The organism is Microcoleus sp. AS-A8, assembly GCA_039962225.1.
GTDB lineage: Bacteria > Cyanobacteriota > Cyanobacteriia > Cyanobacteriales > Coleofasciculaceae > Allocoleopsis.
In genome coordinates, this window is record JAMPKV010000006.1 from 189,125 (window position 1) to 207,258 (window position 18,134).

Below are 18,134 nucleotides of genomic sequence, written 5' to 3' on the forward strand. Positions count from 1 at the left end.
CTCTGCGAAATTTATCCTAATTGCTTTGTAGAAACTGTTAAGCGCTCAACAGATTCACTCAGGCCAAATTATGCCAGACCAACCCCAGGTGAGGGAACAACGGGAGAGGCAACGCGAACAACCTTCTGCATTTGGCAACATCTAAAATCATTTATCCTGGCAGCTACCTATGCTTCTCAATCTCGGCAATGGGTAATAACAATGTCTCCTCAATGTGCGATCGCACTTCTGGAGTCACATTACAACTTCTATTGAGGCAATCTACCAGCAACTGATTGGCATCGTAATACTGCTGAAGCTCTTTCTTCTGCTGCTCGCTGAACTGCCAATTGTGACTATTATTGCGATGCGAAATCGTTATTTCTCTTAATTGCTTAGTCCATGCATGACCGTTAGCTTTCCACCATTGGTTATATATCTCCTGATCATGATCTCGGTCGGGTAGTTGCTCCTTAAGTTCTTGCAATGCTCGCCCTATTTCAAGGTCAAGGGCGGGGGGTACAAGGGCACCGTTAAAGGCAGGGTCAAGGGTACGAACAAGGCGAGGTTCAAAAGCCTGCTCACGGTCAGCTTCAAGGACACGCCTAAGGGCAGGGTCAAGGGTATGGATCAAGGCACGGATAAGGGGACGGACAAAGGGAGGTTCAAAAGCAGGATCAAGAATGCGCTCAAAGGCGCGTTCAATTTTACGGTCAAAGGGACTTTGACGGACAGGTTGACGCGCAGGGTCAAGGGCAAAGTAAAAGGCTCTCACTGCCGCAGGCTTGTAGGGAACCTCAACAGAAAGAGATTTCTCGTTTACCCACATCAAGAACTCCTGCAACTTCCCATCCGATGCGATAAGTGCATCAGTTCGTTGTTTCATTAACCGCAGCAAATAATCAGCCTTCTGCATTTGGCAACATCTCAGTCGGTAACAATAATGTTTCCTCAATTTCGTTTCGCACTTCTGTAGTTACATTACAATCGCTATTGAGGCAATCCACCACGAGCTTATTTGCATCGTAATACTGTTTCAACACTTGTATCTGCTGATAGCTAAACTGCCAATCGTGACCAATATTGCGATGTTTAATCATCACGGCTCTTAATTTATCAGTCCAAGCCGGCCTATTAGTTTGCCACCATTTATTAAATCTCTCCTCATCATCTGGATCAGGTATTTGAGTCTCAATTTGTTCCAGTGCTTGCTTAAATTCAAGGTCAAGCTTACGAATATTAAGGATATAACCAAAGGGACGATAAAAATTACTGACAGAGGTATCGTCAAAAGTATGGGTTAAAGCATGGGCACGGGCAACAATACGACCAAGTTTTAGGTCAACGATAATGTCAAAACTAGGAGTATGGTCAATGTTAAGATTAAGGGAGCGGGCAAGATCGCGACTACCAGATAAGGCACGGTTTCGGGTACCAGCCATGTCACGGGCAACGGCAACAGCAAAGTAAAAAGCCCGAACTGCAGATGGCCTATAGGGTACTTCAACTGAACAAGATTTCTCATTTACCCACATCAGGAACTGCTGCAACTTCTCATCTGTTGCCAGCAGCGCATCAGTTCGTTGTTTCATTAATCGCAGCAAATAATCAGCCTTCTGCATTTGGCAACATCTCAGTGGTCAACAAAAAGACTTCCCGCCAACGTGTCTCGGTGATGTGGCTAGACAGATTTTCCAAAGCCTGTGAATCAGAACTTTCAACAAAGTATTTAGCAGTGAAATACTCTTGAAAAGTTAGATGCGAGAACGAGTAAATCCCTCGTGCCCGTTCCACTAATAATCCATGTTGCGCCTCAATCGATTTCAGCACCACCTCACTATCTTGTTGCAATGTTTCTGGGTCAGTTATGGCATTAGGTAAAGTGCGTAGATAGTCAGCAATATATCGCTGGATTTTGTCTTGTTCAAAGAAGTAATCGCCCCGCTCAAACGTGATGGCAGCTACCTGACTTAAAAGCTTTTTCTTGTGTATGACATTTAAATTTCGATAAACTTCATCCCGTTCAATGCCCTTGGCTTCATCCCATCTTCTGAGCAGAATGCCCAATCCTCGTTCATACAATTTGGAGCGTTTTGAGGGAAAATCGCCTTTCGCTTGGAACACTAAGCAAGTCAGATTCAGCAAAATGGGTGTTACAGCCAGTTCTCGAATTTGCTGATTTTCTCGACGCTTCAGCTTCTCAATAAACTGAGAAACCAAGGCTAAACCCGACTCTTGGTTATTTTTAGAAAATGCCACAAACCAATTGTTAGCGAAGCCTTCAATTTGCTTTTCGTTAAAATCCGCAACCTCAACATAAGTGAATCCATCATTCTGAAATCTGTACTTATGGGCAGCAATCCGACAGGTAATAATAAACTGATTGTTGAAATAGTTCCGGGCAAATGAACTAATCTGTTGAACAACTTTATGGCTATATTTTTCTGGCACTTCATCTAATCCATCTAGCAAAATCAGCCCTCTGCCCTGACGTAATACTTTCTCTGTCACCGACTGATCTGCAATGCTACAACTGGTAAATTCTTTGTGGATGTATTGCAATAAGCAGAAATCATCAGCACTCTTGGCATCCTCGGCAAAGATTTTCAAGGGGATAAAAATTGGTATTCGGTTGCTTTGCTGCATTAATCTTCATATCTCATCTGACCAACTGAATGCATATCAGGGTTGCATTTCCTCAGAAATTAGGCAATTTATCAGGGTTGATTATGTCGAAAAACCTTTTCATTGATTTTTTAGGAATTTTTTACCTAATCATGACTCCCTTGTTTTTTAGCATCTGGCTCAACTTTTTTCAGCGAGACTAAAGCTTATCTTACCGAGAAAAGCGTCTATCATGGGTAATTCTTTTAACAGCAACAATCTTGTGGCCGGTTGTTGTTCCAATTGCCTATTTAGAACTCTTGTCAAAGCACAACATTAACGTAATGTGAAATGCTCACCTGCGGAGTGATGCCGACATGAAGAGACCAAAACATCATTTGAGAGTACCTATGCAACCAATTCGACAACGCGACGTAATCTTATTACCAATACAGCAGGTTGAGGGAGAAAAACTACCTCATCTAATTTTGGCAGAAGGTGAAGTAACCGGACACTCTCACCGTATCAGTCAGGGAGAGGCTTTACTCTACCAGAAAAATGACACACTCTATCTACAAGTTCTTTCCAAAATAGCTTTGCTCACCCATGAAGAGCATCAAGCAATTTCTATTCCTCAAGGTAACTGGATGGTGCGAATTCAACGTGAATATGAGCCAGAGGGGTGGAGATATGTCGCAGACTAAGATTGATATTCTTACTCCCGAACAGGAAGCTTTACTTCCAGTAATTCGTGAAAAGTGGAAAGCGATCGCCCTTTCTACCGAGCGCATCGATCGCCAAAAAGTAACAGTTGCAGTCAAAGGCACCTACCGTGCGCTTAACTTGACGTAAGCGCGATAAGCCTGACGCTAGCATTTCGTCAGGCATTTTCTGTTAGCGGGACTTAAACAAAAATCGAGAGCCAATAAAGATATAATCCATGTAGGGCAGATATTTCACGTTAAAAATTGAGCGATGAAAGAGACAACTCCCGCCGCCATGCCTCCTTGCTTTGAAAGATGGTGCAAACGCTTTGATGATATCTGGACGCATCAAGCCCAAAAACGGGAGTTTAGGAACTATATAGGCGGATTATTAGGGGAAAGTGAACGAAAAAACCTGTCTCAAATGACAAATAACGCCGTAGGAGTGACGTACCACAGATTACATCATTTCTTGACAGGTCTATTTAACTCTCGACCGCTATAACCCTATTTCCTATTACCAGGTATGAATGGAGTCTGGAATGTTGATAGACCCCTGTTCGCTGGTTCCTTGCCACCAGTTTTTCGCCTCTGGGAGATTACGCACGAAGGCCATAGGTTTTCTCTCTAGAGTTGGCGTGGAGCGCCTGCCATGCCTCAATTGCAAAACCAATCCATCCCAGAGAGAAATGCGAGCTAACAAAGCTTGTTGTGCAGCAAAGGTGCTTTGTTTCCATTTTTCATCGTCATCCCCACAGAGATTTCTGAGAAGCTGCTCACCCATGGGTCCATGAACATCCTCGTCCAAATGAGTATGGCGTTCTAGATACAGGGATAACTGCTGACAATCTATGCTGGAATCATCTAAACTCTGAAGAATTCGTCGAAACATGGATGGAATAACATCCTCTCTACCTAACAAAAAGGTAGCTGCTACTTCATGAGTTGTCTTATGAGTCGCTTTTATTGTATTGAGAACAAATGCTTTAGTTGTAGTTAGAGTTGCAACGTTGTTCAGGGCAACTTGTACAGATTTTCCTTGGCGAAGCTGGTGAATAAAGTTCTGAATCGGAAGGACGTTAGCATTAACCTCCTTCATTCCAGCGACATAAAGGTCAAAGTGACTAATAAAATAACCAGGGGCAACTTCATCCGTTTCTTCAGCTAAAACGATATCGTTAATGAGTCGAGCTGAAAAAATGTCTGAAGGTGGTAGCCAAGGTGTAGTTACACAGGTCAGCCTAGCTTGAAGCGTTTTCACCAAGCACATAAAATCCCACACAGCAAAGCAATGAGATTCCATGAAAATTTGCAGAGATTCCAGATCGCATAGTTGGCTATAAACGGGATGGTTGACAAGGGAATTGCGAAGAGGAGAAATACCCTCTATCAACTGTGCGTACTGGTCTACCATTTATTTTTCCTTATATTACTTAAAAGGGAAAATCCAACAATTGGGTGAAAATTAGAAGTCGCATTCAAGCCACGTTCGTGCAAACGTAGAACCATGCCAAGTTGTTGTCATACTTTACATGTCCCGCAGTGTCCAGGTTTAAAACTGAAGCTAGAGAGGTAGGCTTAGAAACTCCGTGTATAGAAACTGTAAGAGAGCAAGTGAAGATGTAGAGGTAGACAACACAGACTTATTCCACTGGTATGACCAATACAGTCAGAAAACTATAAGCACGAATTCAGGATTTTAACTTTGTGCTACATCTCAAGCTGTATATATTTGCGGATGGTACATTTTCCTACTCGCATCCTATTGAAATTTACTGAAATTAGCCACAAATTTAAACAAACTTTATCAAGACTTCAAAATTAAGGATTTTAATAAAAGTTTTGTATCTTTAAGGAACCTGAGAAAAGTTTGAACAGTCAATAGTTTTTTAGCAAATTTTTTTATTTTATCGAAGTTTTTTAAATCGCTTAGTGCAGCTACAGATCTGCACACAGCTCGTAGCTACTTCCCACTCACTGAGGGGAGAGCATGTCACCTTATTGAAGGACACAAAGACTATGAGTCTCTGTGTGATACCAAGTTGTGCTTCTTACCGTAAAAGCTTAGTGTAGGCTGGAAAGCCTGCATGGGCGAGACGCCTGCATGATGTTACGTTTATGACTGAACTGGGTATGAAATGAACGAAGCCTTAGATCCGGACAGGCTAAGGCCAGTGTGTAAATTGCTGTAGTGCTGCAAAAGAGAAATGTACCTGCTGAAGATGAACTCAAACAAGTTAATGTTATTGAGCTTAAAGCGCTGGGAAGGAAGAATTACCGACACTCTGCTCTGTTTCGGCCTCATTTTTACAAGCCATACACGCGACATCGACTCGAAACGGTCTGAGTGGGAAATTAAGTAGCTGCTCCCAGAGTTGCTGCACACTATTAAGTTGCCATGCACGACAACTGTATAAACCCAAATTCGCTGAAGAGCAGATTGTACTAGTCATGTCCACCAAAGACTTCCTCAATTCAGTGCAAAAAAAGCAGTTACAGCAAACTCTACGAGAAAGTGAGCAGCCGCATTTAAGAGAAGGATGCTTGATTCTGCTGTTGATAAATTATGGCAAGACGGCTAGAGAAATTACTGACTTACTTGGTTGTTCCTTCCGCACCGTAGCTTATTGGCAATTCAACGGTTTTCCAGAGAATTTAGAGTACCTACCAGACCAACGAGAACTGGAGTACCTACCAGACCAACGAGAACGAAGGAACTTTCACAAATCGCTAGAAGACCTTATCCCGTTATCAGATATAAAAGTTTTAGAAGTCAGTTTTGGTCTAATCCAACCTCAGGCGACAGAGTTTGCCTCGAAGTTCTATAAGAACCTGTTTACTGACTATCCCCAGCTTCAGCCCTTGTTTGCTTACACTCAAATAGAGGTTCAAGAGAAGAAATTAATCACGGCTTTGGTGTTGGTGATCAATAATCTACGTAAACTGACTTACTTGAAGAACCTACTAAAAGACTTGGGAGCAAGACATGTAAGGTATGGCACTATTCGGGAACATTATCCGATGGTGGGTACAACGCTCCTTAAAACTCTTGAATCTTTTTTAGGAAAGGAATGGACACCAGAGGTTAAGCGGGTATGGAAGAATGGATATGAAGCGATCGCTAACCTGATGCTAGAAGGACACTAGAGAGAGACAGGCTCTAAACGAAGTGATTAAAGGGAATATATGCCTCTATTTTTTCACGAACAACTCTACAGAACCCCCACCCTGATGGCATAGCTGAAAGACTTCCCTTTGACGGTGTACGGTGCTGGGGCATTGGGGGCAAACATTACCGAACATTTGGCAGGTTCTGGTGCGGGTTTGCTAGTCGTGAACGATCGCGATCGCATCGAAGAACGCAACCTCTCCACTCAGCCTTATTATAAATCCGATGTCGGTGCTTACAAAGCCAAAATATTGACAAATACGCTTTATCGTGCGTTAGGAGTTACGGTAGATGGGCGTTCTAAAGAACTCACAACCACCAATGCTCCTCAACTTTAAAACCTTCATCCTTCAACAGAAGGCGATGTCGTTGTTGGCACGGCTTTTCTATTAGAGGGAGCGAGTGGAATTGTGACAATAAACTCTGTCCCTTCTCCAGGCACTGAAAAGCATTCCAGTTGTCCCCCATGTTTTTCGACAATAATTTGATAACTAATTGATAAACCCAAACCCGTGCCCTCTCCAACAGGTTTAGTGGTGAAGAATGGGTCAAAAATCCGTTTTTTAACGTCTTTAGGAATGCCAGAAGCATTGTCGGCAATCCGAATAACGACATTCTTTTCCTGCTCACTTTCATCCGAATTGGAGGTTTTGGATGGGGAACAGTCTACAACCTCAGTAGAAATTTTAATGGTTTTGGGTTTGGGCTTGCTAGGTGTCGTTGCTTGGGTTGTGTGGTGTTCCAAGGTTAGTTCTGGAACTGATTTTTCTAAAGCATCGATCGCATTATTCAAAAGATTCATGAAAACTTGATTGAGCTGCCCTGGGTAACACTCTATAAAGGGTAGATCACCGTACTCCTTAATTAGCTGAATATTATCCGCGTCAGGCTTTAAGCGGTGTTGCAAAATTAACAGCGTGTTCTCAATTCCCTCATGAATATCTACGAGTTTACGCTCCGCTTCATCCACGCGGGAGAAATTTTTTAAACTCAAGACAATCTGACGAATGCGATTTGCCCCAATTTCCATTGATTTCAGCAATTTGGGAAAATCTTTTTTGAGGAACTCGAAATCAATTAGCTCTAACTGCTTTTCAATAGTTCCTACAGGTTGAGGATAGTGTTCGGTATAGAGTTCCACCAATTCCAGTAAATCCTGAGCATACATTTCTGCATGGGTGATATTGCCAGAAATAAACGTCACTGGGTTATTAATCTCATGGGCAACACCCGCCACTAACTGTCCCAATCCCGACATTTTTTCGGTTTGAATCAGTTGGAGTTGGGCTTGTTTGAGGTCGTTGAGCGCTTTTTTGAGTTCAGTTGCTTGCGTTTTGAGCGCCTGTTTTGAGCGTCGTAATGCGGCTTCGGCTGCTTTTCGCTCTGCTAATTCTTCAGCTAACTGCTTGAAGAGTGCGGCTTGCTGAATGGCTACGCTCAACTGCACACTGATCTGTCTGAGTAATTCGATTGTCGAGTCCTGCCAATCGCGTGTTCTAGAGCATTGATGAGCAATCAATAATCCCCAAAGTTTATCCCCTTGCAGAATAGGAACCACGAGGTTGGCACGTACCTGAAATCGCTCTAATAATTGAATATGACATGGACTCAAGTCTGTATTGTAGATATCGTTAATCGCTCGAATGCGTCCTTTTTGGTAGAGATCCGCTTTGCTTTCGTGAAAACAGGTATCCTGAATATTAATGGCTGAAGCTGGCGTCCATTCCTCACCCACGGACTCTACAACGATCGTGCCACTCCAATCTGGGTTAAAGCGGCAAATCAGGGTGCGATCGCAAGCTAGAAATTGTCGAACTTCTTCGACTGCGGTTTTCAGAACTTCATCCAGATTCAACGACTGACGGATGCGCTGATTAATTCCGCTGACTATCCGCTCTCTTTGGGCTTGCTGTCGTAGTCTCCTTTCGGTTTGCTTCTGCTCGGTAATGTCCTGAAACGACCAAATTCTACCGTAGGAGTCGCCTTCGGGCGCTCGAACCGGAGCCGAATAACAATCGAAAACTCGCCCGTTTCTCAGGTGAATTTCCTCACGGCTGATCAGGGAGGGATTCTCTTCCAAATATTCCATCTGGCTAAAAACCCTTTGTGGCTCTTGGATTAAGGGCAGTACCCAGTTGAAGATTATTTTATGATCTCCCAATTTTCGCATCCCCTCAGGGATTTGCCACATTTCACAAAACCGCTGATTGTAGCTTAATGTCGCTCCCGTTTCATCCGTTACCAGAACGCCGTTAGGATCGGATTCTTGTTGCGCCTTCAATAAGGCATTACTGCGTTGCAGAGCCTTTTGAGCCTGCGAGCTTGCTTGAGCTTGCCGATAGGCATCGCTAATGTCACGAGCAAACGCACAATTATACTCCTGATCGTTAAATTTTAAATAGTTGAATGTGACTTCTACGGGAAAGACTCGACCATCTTTAGCTCGGTGCTGAGTTTCAATCGAGAAAGAGCCACCTTCCCTTACCTGTTGCCAATGGGATTGCCAGACGGGGAACGAAAAATTGGGGTCAATGTCCTGGATACTTAACCTCAGCAGTTCTTCACGGGAATATTTCAGCGCTTTGCTGGCTGCTTCGTTAACGTAAAATAATGTCCCATCCGGTCGAATATAGAAGACAGCATCGGCAGCGCGATCAATCGAAAACTGCATTAATTGTTGGGTTTCTTCGGCCTGTTTGCGCTCCGTGATATCGGTTTGAATGCCAATAAAGTGCGTTACCTTTCCTGAGCTGTCTCTTACTGGCGAAATCCTGAGATCATTCCAGAAAACTGTGCCATCTTTGCGATAATTCTTTAATACCACTCTGACTTCTTGCCCTGTCCGGATCGATTGGCGGATTTGCTCAACAGCAATTGGATCAGTATCATGGCCTTGTAAAAACCGACAATTCCGTCCAATCACTTCTTCTTGGGAATAGCCTGTGATTTCCAGGAAAGCCGGATTGCAATATATTATAGGATTATCGAAACAGCGAGCATCGCTAATCACAATGCCACAACTGGTGGCAGCTAGCGCCCGGTCATACAGCCTCTTGTTGCCTATATCCACTTGTTCTGATTGATTGGCGTCTAAGGCCCTATAACTAGCTTTCTTGCCGACCATGACTTTCATATCAATAAACCCATTAACAAGAGAGGACTTTCGCTAGTTATCCCTACGCTTGTCCTAACCTTAAACAAATATAAAAATAGATTAATATATCCAAAGAAAGAAACCGCAGGAATTCAGTATACAAGGCAACTAAGTGTTTGCCCAAGCCGTCTTTCACGCTATGTGTTGAGGTTTAAGGTCGGGTCTATCCCTCACGCGTCGGAAAGGTAGCTGCTGTTTTCCTCGCTCTTCTTTAGATATTGGGACTTACACGTTAAAGGTTGAGCCTGTAAGTGATGTCTCGATGCTTTATTAAGTATTGTGTTATTGTACATAACCTGATAGCTCTTTTGTGCAAAGAGTTTGTGAAGTTGACGACAAACCTGCCACTCTAGGAATTAAACAACCTGTCGGATAGTAAATTTGGCGTCAGCCTAAGAACTTGTGCGCGTCCTGAGAATCTGGTCTTCCATTATGTCCGCTCAAACTGTAATCCCCAAAAAATTCCTCCAACCCATTGATCGTGCCGCTTTGGGTGTAATGGTCGTACTGAGTGTTTTGATCTCCATCTTGCTGTTGAGTGGCGATCGCACAGCCCCTAGAGTGCGCGATTTTAGTTGGCAGGATCAACAAGTTAGTGCAGAAGATACGGCTTTTATCCTGACCTTTAGCCGCCCCATGAACCACGATAGTGTAGAGGCTAACCTAAAAATCGAACCGCCTGTGCCCGGAAAAATTAGCTGGGCGGGACGTCGCATGGCTTATACCCCCAAGTTTCCCGTGCCCTATGGTAGCCAATATCAAGTCGAACTCAAAGGGGCGAGAGACCAAATTTCTGTCAGGAAAAATGAAGGGAAGCAAATGGAGCCATTTTCGGCTGCCTTTCGCACTCGCGATCGCGCTTTTGCTTATATCGGTATTGAAGGAAAAGAGCAGGGACGGTTAATTCTTTATAACCTCACGACTCAGAAAAAAAGTATTCTGTCGCCGGCTGACTTAGTCGTGATGGATTTTAAGCCCTACCCAGACGGTGAAAAAATATTGTTCTCGGCTAGCGATCGCAAGCATCAAGAAAAAGGTTTACTCAACCAGCAATTGTACACGGTGACAACAGGACTATCGTTTCAATCGGAGGATGGGTCATCGGCTGAACCACCACCAGAAGGCCGACTGAATTTAGTGTTAGATAGCAAAGACTATCAAAACCTGAAATTTGACTTGTCGGGTGATGGCAAGACCATTGTTGTCCAACGATTGAATCGGCGTAATCCCGGCGATTTTGGTCTGTGGATAATCCAGCCTAAGGCCAAACCCCGCTCCTTGGGAAACCAGCCCGGAGGGGAATTTATCATCGCTCCAGATAGTGGTTCTGTGGCTGTAGCACAGGGGCAGGGCGTGGCAATTTTACCCTTGAAACCAGAGACCAAACCCTTGGACTTTCTGCCCAAGTTTGGAATATTGCTGAGCTTTGCCAAGGATGGTTCGGCGGCAGCAATGGTTAAATTTAATACCGATTACACGCGATCGCTCTATTTGGTCACCAACCAAGGCACTCAGAAAGAACTGCTACGTACCACCGGCTCGATCCAAAGCTGTGAATTCGCGCTGGGGCGCAACACTCTTTATTGCTTGTTGACTCAATTGATTAAAGGGGAACAATACCAGGAAGAACCGTTCTTTGCTGCCATTGACTTGAAACCAGAGCCGAATAGTAAACCGATTTCCGTCAGGCCATTAGTCATCTTACCCAATCAACGGGATATTCAAATGAGTTTGTCTCCCGATGGCTTAGCTTTGCTGTTCGATCAAATCGGGACTCGTCCTCCCGCCGCGACTGATACCTTAAGATCCAATGATGGGCAAGCGATCGCTACGGGTTGGCTATGGATGTTGCCCTTAGTCGAGGATACATCCTCAACCCCCCAACCTCAGATCAAGCCCGAACAGTTGTTACCAGGATTCCATCCTCGCTGGTTGCCTTAAAAAGCCCCGCTCCCCCAGCCTCACGCTTAGCGCCGGCTCCATCCTCACCCTTAGCTCCGGCCCCACTCTCCCTGTCCGAACGGCCTCCATGCAAGTACAGAACTTTCTCGACCGATACCGACAAGGAGAACGTGACTTTGCCCATATTGACCTGAGTGGGGCAAACCTGACGGGAGCGAATCTCCGCCAAATTAATTTGACGGGTGCTAACCTCAGTGGTGCAAATCTGCGTTGGTGTTGTTTCAGCCACGCCAATTTCACTGGAGCCAACTTGCATCAGGCCAATCTACATAGCGCCATCCTGGACAATGCCAATTTTACTCAGGCGATGTTGAGTCGAGCCAAGCTGAGTAAAGTGGATCTGCGCTTGGCCAATCTGCGAGAGGCTGACTTAAATTGGGCAGATTTAAGCGTTTCTGATTTGAGTGGAGCAGATTTACAGAACACTCAGCTCGATCAGATTAATCTCGAACACGCTAATCTCAACCATGCTCTGCTGATGGGTGCACAGTTGATGGAAGCCAATCTCCGCCGCACCAACCTCATCGGCACGAATCTCACCGATGCCAATCTACGGGAAGCCAATTTAGGACAGGCAAATTTACAAGAAGCGATTTTAGTCGGCGCTAATTTGACAGAAGCGAATCTCAATAACGTTTACCTGCGAGGCGCAAATCTCAGACAGGCAGACTTGCATCGAGCCATTCTCACGGGTGCGGATATGAGTGAGGCTAATTGTGAGTGTGCAGACTTGAGTCGAGCGAATCTCACTGGGGCTTACTTGCTCCGAGCCAGTTTACGAAAAGCCGATTTGTTACGTGCGGTTCTCCAAGAGGTCTATTTATTACGCACCGACCTGAGTGAAGCGAATTTACGGGGGGCTGATTTGCGAAGAGCTGACTTAAGTGGTGCTTACCTGAAGGATACCCTCTTAAGTGAGGCCAATTTGAGTGGGGCTTATCTGGTGGAGAGTTATTTAATTCGGACTAAGCTCGACCGGGCAGACCTGACGGGTTGCTGCATTCATCAATGGCGTCTGGAGGAGATGGATTTATCCCATGTTGAGTGTCGATATGTGTTTACCGGATTTGACTACTCAACCAAAAGCCCAAGCGAGCGCTATCCAGCTACAGGCGATTTACCACCCGCCGGATTGGAGCGCAAAAACACCGAAAACCGCTTAACGATACCCGTGTCGTTTCTTGAGGCTCCTAACTGGGAGGCGCTAGTTTTTACTCTAACTCAGGTAGAATTAGAGTCCCCTAATCTTCAACTCACCCTCCAATCCTATGAGGTCAAGTCGGGGAAATACGTACTGCGCTTGTCTGCCAATCGATTGGTTAATACCAAGCTCATCAGTCAGCGGATTGTGCAAGTCTATCCAGAAATGTTGCAGCGTTTTCTGACTCGACGCCAACTCCTCCTAGACTTACTCGAAATCAAAGAGGCTCAAAATTTACAGATCGAACGGCTACCCCCATTGCCAGCACCACCTCCTCCGTCCTTATCACCCACCCATCGCAAACGCCAGTTATATCAAGAGGTGGTTACTCAGATTCAACGGATTATCTTGTCCCAAGCACCAGAGCAGTGTGTGGAGAGTGTAGAGCGACTCATCGAGTTTTTGCAACAACAGAACATTTCGACAGAAGAAATTCAAAAGCAAGTCATTGGTAAAGTGATTATGAAGCGAGCTGAAGCGGATGGAATCTTCCAGAAACACCTGTTACGGTGGGAAGAAACGGCTTCGGAGGCAGCGCGTTTTTCGGTTGTGGGGCAAGCTGTACGTTTAGCGATCGCCATGATTGTATCAAATAACGCTCTTTTATAGCTCTAGAGACAGAACACTCCCGGTAATCTGGGCAAAATCGAACTTATATATAACTATTCTTTGCAGATATTCACTAATAGGATTCATGTAAAAATAACTAGGACAACTTATTCTGAGGTTGGATAATGAGAAGATAACTGGCATTGTCCCCAATTTTTAACTGTTATATAGCTAAATAGTATGAGTCACTTCTTCCGAATCTTTCTCAGCCTCGGTATTGCAGCAGTACTGCTTATCTTACCCTTAACGGCACAAACGAAAGCCGAATCTTTAGCGATTGTGCCTAGAAGTGCTATGGAATGGTTCAACTTGGGAGTAGAACAAATTCAAAACGACCAATACGAACCAGCTTTAGACGATTTTACCCAAGCGATTGAGTTAGATTCAGACTTGGCTGATGCTTACAGTAATCGGTGCTTAGTTTTTATTCACTTAGAAAATTACGCCCAAGCAACAGAAGATTGTTCGGCAGCACTAACACTCAATCATAACAATACAGAAGCCTATCTAAATCGAGGATTAGCTTACCATCGCCTGAGTAATTATGCAGGTGCAATTTCTGAATACAATCAGGTTATAGAACGAGAACCGGATGATTTACGGGCTTACTATAATCGAGGATTGGCACGTTTTGAACTGCAAGATTTTGAGGGAGCGATCGCAGATTACAATCAAGCCTTAAATAAGAGCGATCGCACTTCTAATCTACAACGGGTGGAAATATACAATGATCGCGGTTTAGCACGGCTAATGATGGGGAACTTTGACGGAGCGATCGCCGATTTTTCCTTAGCCATCAATCAAGATACAAATAATCACAGAGCTTTCTACAACCGAGCCTGTGCCTGTCACCGAATGGGTGATTTATCAAGTGCCATTCGAGACTTTACGGTAGCGCTAAAACTCGATCCGAACCGTGCTGAAGCTTATGTGAATCGGGGTATCATTCACCATGAATTAGGGTTTCAACAAGCTGCCTTGTCTGACCTGAAAGCGGCATCAAAACATTTTCATGAACAGGGGAATCGCGTGGCTTATCAACAAACGCTGGCGTTGATAGAGAGATTGCAGTTGCTGTTGCGCTCGTGGGATGATGCGATCGGGTAGGGGCGATCGTGCAGGCTAGCTAAACTGTAGGGAACATTGTCGTCCCCTCAAATGTTGCTCATTCACCTGAAAACAGCATTAGCTGCTCGACTTCAGCCGCTTTTTCGGTTAGGTCAAGTTCGCGGTAGAGTTGCAGACTCTCGGATAAGAATTGGTGAGCGATCGCTTCAGCATTGGCTTGGTTGCGTTGGGCGCGTTTTAGGTAGATTTCGCCTAAGAGTTTGCGGGCGGCTGCTTCTAGTTTGCGACGGTTGTAGTCTTGGAAGATTTGCAGGGATTCTTGGGCGAGTGCTTCTGCTTGATTGAGGTTTTCTAGGGCACTGACTTCTAGATAGGCGCGTGCCATGTCGAGAGTTTCATCGGCTCGATCTACGGTTTCTCCGAGTTCGGTGAGGTAGGTTAAGCCTGTGTTGTAATAGGCTTCAAATTGGGCAATTTGTTCGGGTAGGGATGAGTCGTCGGGAGCTAACAGGCGTAGGCGTTCTGAGTAGAGTAAGCCAAGGGCGGTGTAGTCGTAGGCGAGGTTTTCTTTGTAGTCGCCTGCGGTATTGAGTTGGATGGCTGGACGGATGTTTTGTTCGGCTTGGGTGAGTAAGTTGGAGGCTTCTGCTGTGTCTGGGGTATTTTTTGCTAGTAAGCGTTGGCTGTTAGCAATTGCTCGAAAATTCCAAGCTGAGCCTTGCTCCAAGCCTAGCTTTTGACAAAGGGTAAGGCTCTGTTGGCAATACTCTATTGCCTGCTCATATTTACCCCAGTCGCCATAGCAAGCAGCTAGCAGACTCCATAACTTAGCCACATCCTGCTCTTGACCCAACTGCATCAGCCTGCGGCTTTCTTGCTCAAACACCTCATCCAACCCATCCAGCAGCATCAAGCACTGCCCTTGGCGCATCTGTTCACACAGCAATTGATGAATATCCGCCTCTTCCCCCCCTTGTGAATTAAACGGCATACCCTCCTCTAACTCCAGCTCCCCCCTTAATAAGGGGGGTTGGGGGGATATCCCCTCAGAGTGCAAGGAGGGAGCTAAATCGGGGTGAGCATTCCTCTCTGGCTCCCCCCTTTTTAACCGAAGCTTTAGTGAGGAGGGCAGGGGGGGATCTAAATCTGGGGGAGAGGTTATCGCCTCAGCCCCAGTCTTAAAGTAAGCTTCCCACTGCCGATAAAACTGCCGCAAATAGTCCAACAAACTCAAATCCGGTTCCTGAGCCAACCGCTCCGCATAGTCAGCAATGCGAAAGAAAATCGGCAACAGAGATTTCCCCAACTCCTCCTGCCCTTCACCACCTGCAACGAACTCCATCCCATCCCGCTTAGCCATGCCAAAATGCAGCGCCAGATACCGCAACAGCGTCGTCTTCCCCGCACCTGGCGCACCCAAAATCACACAGTACTGGTTCTCCCGCACCGCCTGCGACAAATCAACCTTTTGCGTCACCGTCTTAGTACTAACAGCATCGGGCACAAAATCCGGCACCAACGGCTCAAACTCATCCAGCAACTCAAACTCATCCAGCGCCGAACCCCCACGCCTCCCTTTACCCACATGCCGCGAAGTCATCACCTCCCATTCCCGATACCCTCGCTCCGAGGTTTCCGTCACCTGCTGTCGCCGTACCGCTTGTAACGACACATAAATCTGATCCAGAAAAATATCCACCTGGCGCTGCACCTGCATCACACCACTGATTTTGAGATACGAATTCTCCGCAATCAGCCACTCCAAATAAGGATAAAACAAAGGATTGAAAACGGGACGCGCCTCAAACTGCACCACCTTCCCCCGCCAATCCCAAAAATCTGGCGCACGGTTGCGAAACTCATCTAAAAACTCAACCTTATTCAGCCAAAAAATCAGCACCAATTCCCGCTTAAACAGCGAATCTCTCCCTAAACGAACTTCTTGTACAGCTTCCTGAGCCGCATCCAAATCCACATAAATTAATTTTCTCCTCAAAGCCACCTCACAGGCAGTACGAGCAAGCCGCACCAAATCCCGCATTACACCTCCACTCTTTTCACAAATTAGCTCCAGCGCATCGGGATTAAACAAACTTTTGTACTTATCTCCTAATCGTGCCAATCGCTTGTTAATCACACTAATAAGCAGCTCTCGTCCTAATTGATTAGGATTTGTTGTCGGAGCAAGATTTTGACCACAATCAAAAACAGGAGGATTCGTCAAATCTAGGCATTTTTGAAAACTCTCCATCGGCTGACGAAAGCTAGGCGAGTATCTCAGCGCACTGTGGACGGGTCGTGTAATCTTTCGGGTCATACCCGTTTTAGGCAAGTATAGCCGAGACATCTGAAGCTGTTGGTGAAGCGCGATCGCAAAAGCCTAACAAATCCTTGTTCACACCAACGGCTGATTCCCTCAATCTTTGAACTTGGGACAATCAACCTATAGGCTTGTTCGGACTTCACCAGGAAAGTCAATGAGCGACGAGCACAAGGTAAGGGAATGATTAAATCTTGGATGGTGATCGGGGCTGTGGCTCTAACAGTAGTTTTGGGTGGTGGATTAATTACACCCGACGGTGCTAGATGGTTCAACCGCCTACAGCGTCCGAGATGGCTAACGTTTGAAGCAGCCATTCCCTTTATCTGGACTGTTATTTATATTTGCGCGGCTTGGTCAGCTTATATTGTTTGGGAAAATGCCCCAGGTAGGACTAACACTTGGTGGTTGATGGGCTTATATTTTCTGTTAGAAATAGTTACCACCGCCTATACACCCGTGATGTTCAGACTCCGTAGCCTCAAGGTAGGTACGATTATTGGTGGTGCTGGTGCTGTGATAGGCATTATCTTGGCAGTACTTGTCTGGCCTATTTCAAGGTGGGCTTCTTTGTTACTACTGCCCTACGTGATTTGGAGTCCCATTGGGACTTATACCACCTGGGAGATGATGCAACTCAATCCTGAAGATGCCTAAGTCTATGGCCTGGAAAAGCTAAAATCATGCGAATATTGCCGCCAAAGTTGTCAAAAAAACCCGATAATGAACAACTGTCTGTCTTTCTTTAGGGATAAGACTTTGGTAGGCGTTGGCGTCTTAGGGGGTGTGATGAATTTACTTCGAGGTAGATTACTGCTTTTGACTGAACAGCTCCCTAACCTAATCGAACAACTTTCTGATGAGAATTTGCAAGAGGCTTGGCTCGTCCTTCAGCCGCTTTACTATAACCTGTATATGCTCATCGCCATGCAAGAGTCGATGCGAACGGTAAGACCGGGGGATATGCTCACCCGTGAACAGGCGTTGCGATTCTTACAGTTTCCCTAAGATTACCGGATGATGATTGTCAACCAAGATTTGTAGTTTGGAGCCAGCACCCACCTTGTGAGCATAGAAGTGCGCTATGCCCGATCCTTTTTAGAAGATCTCAAAAATTTAGAGTCAGCGGCTTACCAACAGGTTTGCCACGTCGTCTTCGATCAGTTCATCGGACTCAAACAAATTCAAGACCTGCCAGAGCTGCACCGAATCAGCTCTGATGCAATTTTTTACAGATTTACCATCGACAACTACTTAGTCGGGATTGAAGTTACCGGTCAGATTGTGAAATTTTTGCGCGTTCTACCCAAACCCTATATTTGAGTCCTCTTAAACTTGTGATTGGCAAGACACGAAGTTTGAGA

The 18,134-nt window shown here is 45.4% G+C and carries 16 protein-coding genes and 2 pseudogenes; 11 read left to right on the top strand and 7 right to left on the bottom strand.

Annotation, left to right across the window (positions count from 1 at the left end; translation table 11 throughout):
- Positions 1-163: 163 nt before the first annotated feature.
- The 3 genes from NDI48_11625 to NDI48_11635 are packed head-to-tail and all read right to left on the bottom strand — an operon-like array spanning position 164 to position 2,625.
- The gene (locus NDI48_11625) at positions 164-895 is read right to left on the bottom strand and encodes a hypothetical protein (protein MEP0831858.1); all 732 of its coding nucleotides are present in this window, start codon (positions 893-895) and stop codon (positions 164-166) included.
- Positions 882-1,601, bottom strand: coding sequence for a hypothetical protein (locus NDI48_11630; protein MEP0831859.1), 720 nt, complete (start codon positions 1,599-1,601; stop codon positions 882-884). Before NDI48_11630 ends, NDI48_11625 begins: the two co-directional genes overlap by 14 nt.
- Complete coding sequence (locus NDI48_11635) at positions 1,588-2,625, bottom strand: NACHT domain-containing protein (GenBank protein MEP0831860.1); 1,038 nt, start codon at positions 2,623-2,625, stop codon at positions 1,588-1,590. Before NDI48_11635 ends, NDI48_11630 begins: the two co-directional genes overlap by 14 nt.
- A 368-nt stretch (positions 2,626-2,993) precedes the next feature.
- Between NDI48_11635 and NDI48_11640 the strand changes: the two genes are divergently transcribed.
- The 3 genes and pseudogenes from NDI48_11640 to NDI48_11650 all read left to right on the top strand — a co-directional run bounded on the left by NDI48_11640 (position 2,994) and on the right by NDI48_11650 (position 3,765).
- On the top strand, positions 2,994-3,287 hold the full coding sequence (locus NDI48_11640; GenBank protein ID MEP0831861.1) for a hypothetical protein: 294 nt from the start codon (positions 2,994-2,996) through the stop codon (positions 3,285-3,287).
- Positions 3,274-3,435 carry a hypothetical protein gene (locus tag NDI48_11645; GenBank protein ID MEP0831862.1) on the top strand — a complete coding sequence of 54 codons (162 nt, stop codon included), beginning with the start codon at positions 3,274-3,276 and terminating at the stop codon, positions 3,433-3,435. The genes NDI48_11640 and NDI48_11645 overlap by 14 nt, the downstream gene beginning before the upstream one ends.
- 123 nt (positions 3,436-3,558) lie before the next feature.
- A pseudogene (locus tag NDI48_11650) lies at positions 3,559-3,765 on the top strand (transposase).
- A 39-nt stretch (positions 3,766-3,804) separates the two neighbouring features.
- Here the strand turns inward: NDI48_11650 and NDI48_11655 are convergent.
- Both NDI48_11655 and NDI48_11660 read right to left on the bottom strand, forming a co-directional pair.
- A complete protein-coding gene (locus tag NDI48_11655) occupies positions 3,805-4,701 on the bottom strand; it encodes a DUF3050 domain-containing protein (GenBank protein ID MEP0831863.1) in 897 nt (298 codons plus the stop codon).
- Between the two features lie 838 nt (positions 4,702-5,539).
- The gene (locus NDI48_11660) at positions 5,540-5,740 is read right to left on the bottom strand and encodes a hypothetical protein (protein MEP0831864.1); all 201 of its coding nucleotides are present in this window, start codon (positions 5,738-5,740) and stop codon (positions 5,540-5,542) included.
- Between NDI48_11660 and NDI48_11665 the strand changes: the two genes are divergently transcribed.
- Positions 5,739-6,434: a globin domain-containing protein gene (locus NDI48_11665; GenBank protein MEP0831865.1), complete on the top strand. Its 696-nt coding sequence runs from the start codon at positions 5,739-5,741 to the stop codon at positions 6,432-6,434. The genes NDI48_11660 and NDI48_11665 overlap by 2 nt on opposite strands.
- A gap of 93 nt (positions 6,435-6,527) precedes the next feature.
- Positions 6,528-6,791: pseudogene (locus tag NDI48_11670) on the top strand (ThiF family adenylyltransferase).
- Between the two features lie 8 nt (positions 6,792-6,799).
- Here NDI48_11670 and NDI48_11675 read toward each other — a convergent pair.
- Entirely contained in the window at positions 6,800-9,580 is a 2,781-nt protein-coding gene (locus tag NDI48_11675) for a PAS domain S-box protein (protein ID MEP0831866.1), read from the bottom strand.
- Positions 9,581-10,042: 462 nt separating this feature from the next.
- Between NDI48_11675 and NDI48_11680 the strand changes: the two genes are divergently transcribed.
- The 3 genes from NDI48_11680 (at position 10,043) to NDI48_11690 (ending at position 14,489) form a co-directional block, all read left to right on the top strand.
- Positions 10,043-11,551, top strand: a complete 1,509-nt coding sequence (locus NDI48_11680) for an Ig-like domain-containing protein (GenBank protein MEP0831867.1) — start codon at positions 10,043-10,045, stop codon at positions 11,549-11,551.
- 88 nt (positions 11,552-11,639) lie between these two features.
- Positions 11,640-13,382 (top strand): pentapeptide repeat-containing protein, encoded by a 1,743-nt coding sequence (locus tag NDI48_11685; protein ID MEP0831868.1) that lies wholly within the window; start codon positions 11,640-11,642, stop codon positions 13,380-13,382.
- 180 nt (positions 13,383-13,562) lie between these two features.
- Positions 13,563-14,489, top strand: coding sequence for a tetratricopeptide repeat protein (locus tag NDI48_11690; GenBank protein ID MEP0831869.1), 927 nt, complete (start codon positions 13,563-13,565; stop codon positions 14,487-14,489).
- Positions 14,490-14,547: 58 nt separating this feature from the next.
- Here the strand turns inward: NDI48_11690 and NDI48_11695 are convergent, their stop codons facing one another.
- Positions 14,548-16,797, bottom strand: a complete 2,250-nt coding sequence (locus NDI48_11695) for a hypothetical protein (protein ID MEP0831870.1) — start codon at positions 16,795-16,797, stop codon at positions 14,548-14,550.
- Positions 16,798-16,953: 156 nt separating this feature from the next.
- Here NDI48_11695 and NDI48_11700 point away from each other — a divergent pair, with 156 nt between their 5' ends.
- The 3 genes from NDI48_11700 (at position 16,954) to NDI48_11710 (ending at position 18,093) form a co-directional block, all read left to right on the top strand.
- A complete protein-coding gene (locus tag NDI48_11700; GenBank protein MEP0831871.1) occupies positions 16,954-17,427 on the top strand; it encodes a TspO/MBR family protein in 474 nt (157 codons plus the stop codon).
- Between the two features lie 66 nt (positions 17,428-17,493).
- A complete protein-coding gene (locus NDI48_11705; protein MEP0831872.1) occupies positions 17,494-17,778 on the top strand; it encodes a hypothetical protein in 285 nt (94 codons plus the stop codon).
- 57 nt (positions 17,779-17,835) lie between these two features.
- Entirely contained in the window at positions 17,836-18,093 is a 258-nt protein-coding gene (locus NDI48_11710; protein ID MEP0831873.1) for a cytotoxic translational repressor of toxin-antitoxin stability system, read from the top strand.
- The last annotated feature ends 41 nt before the right edge of the window (positions 18,094-18,134 follow it).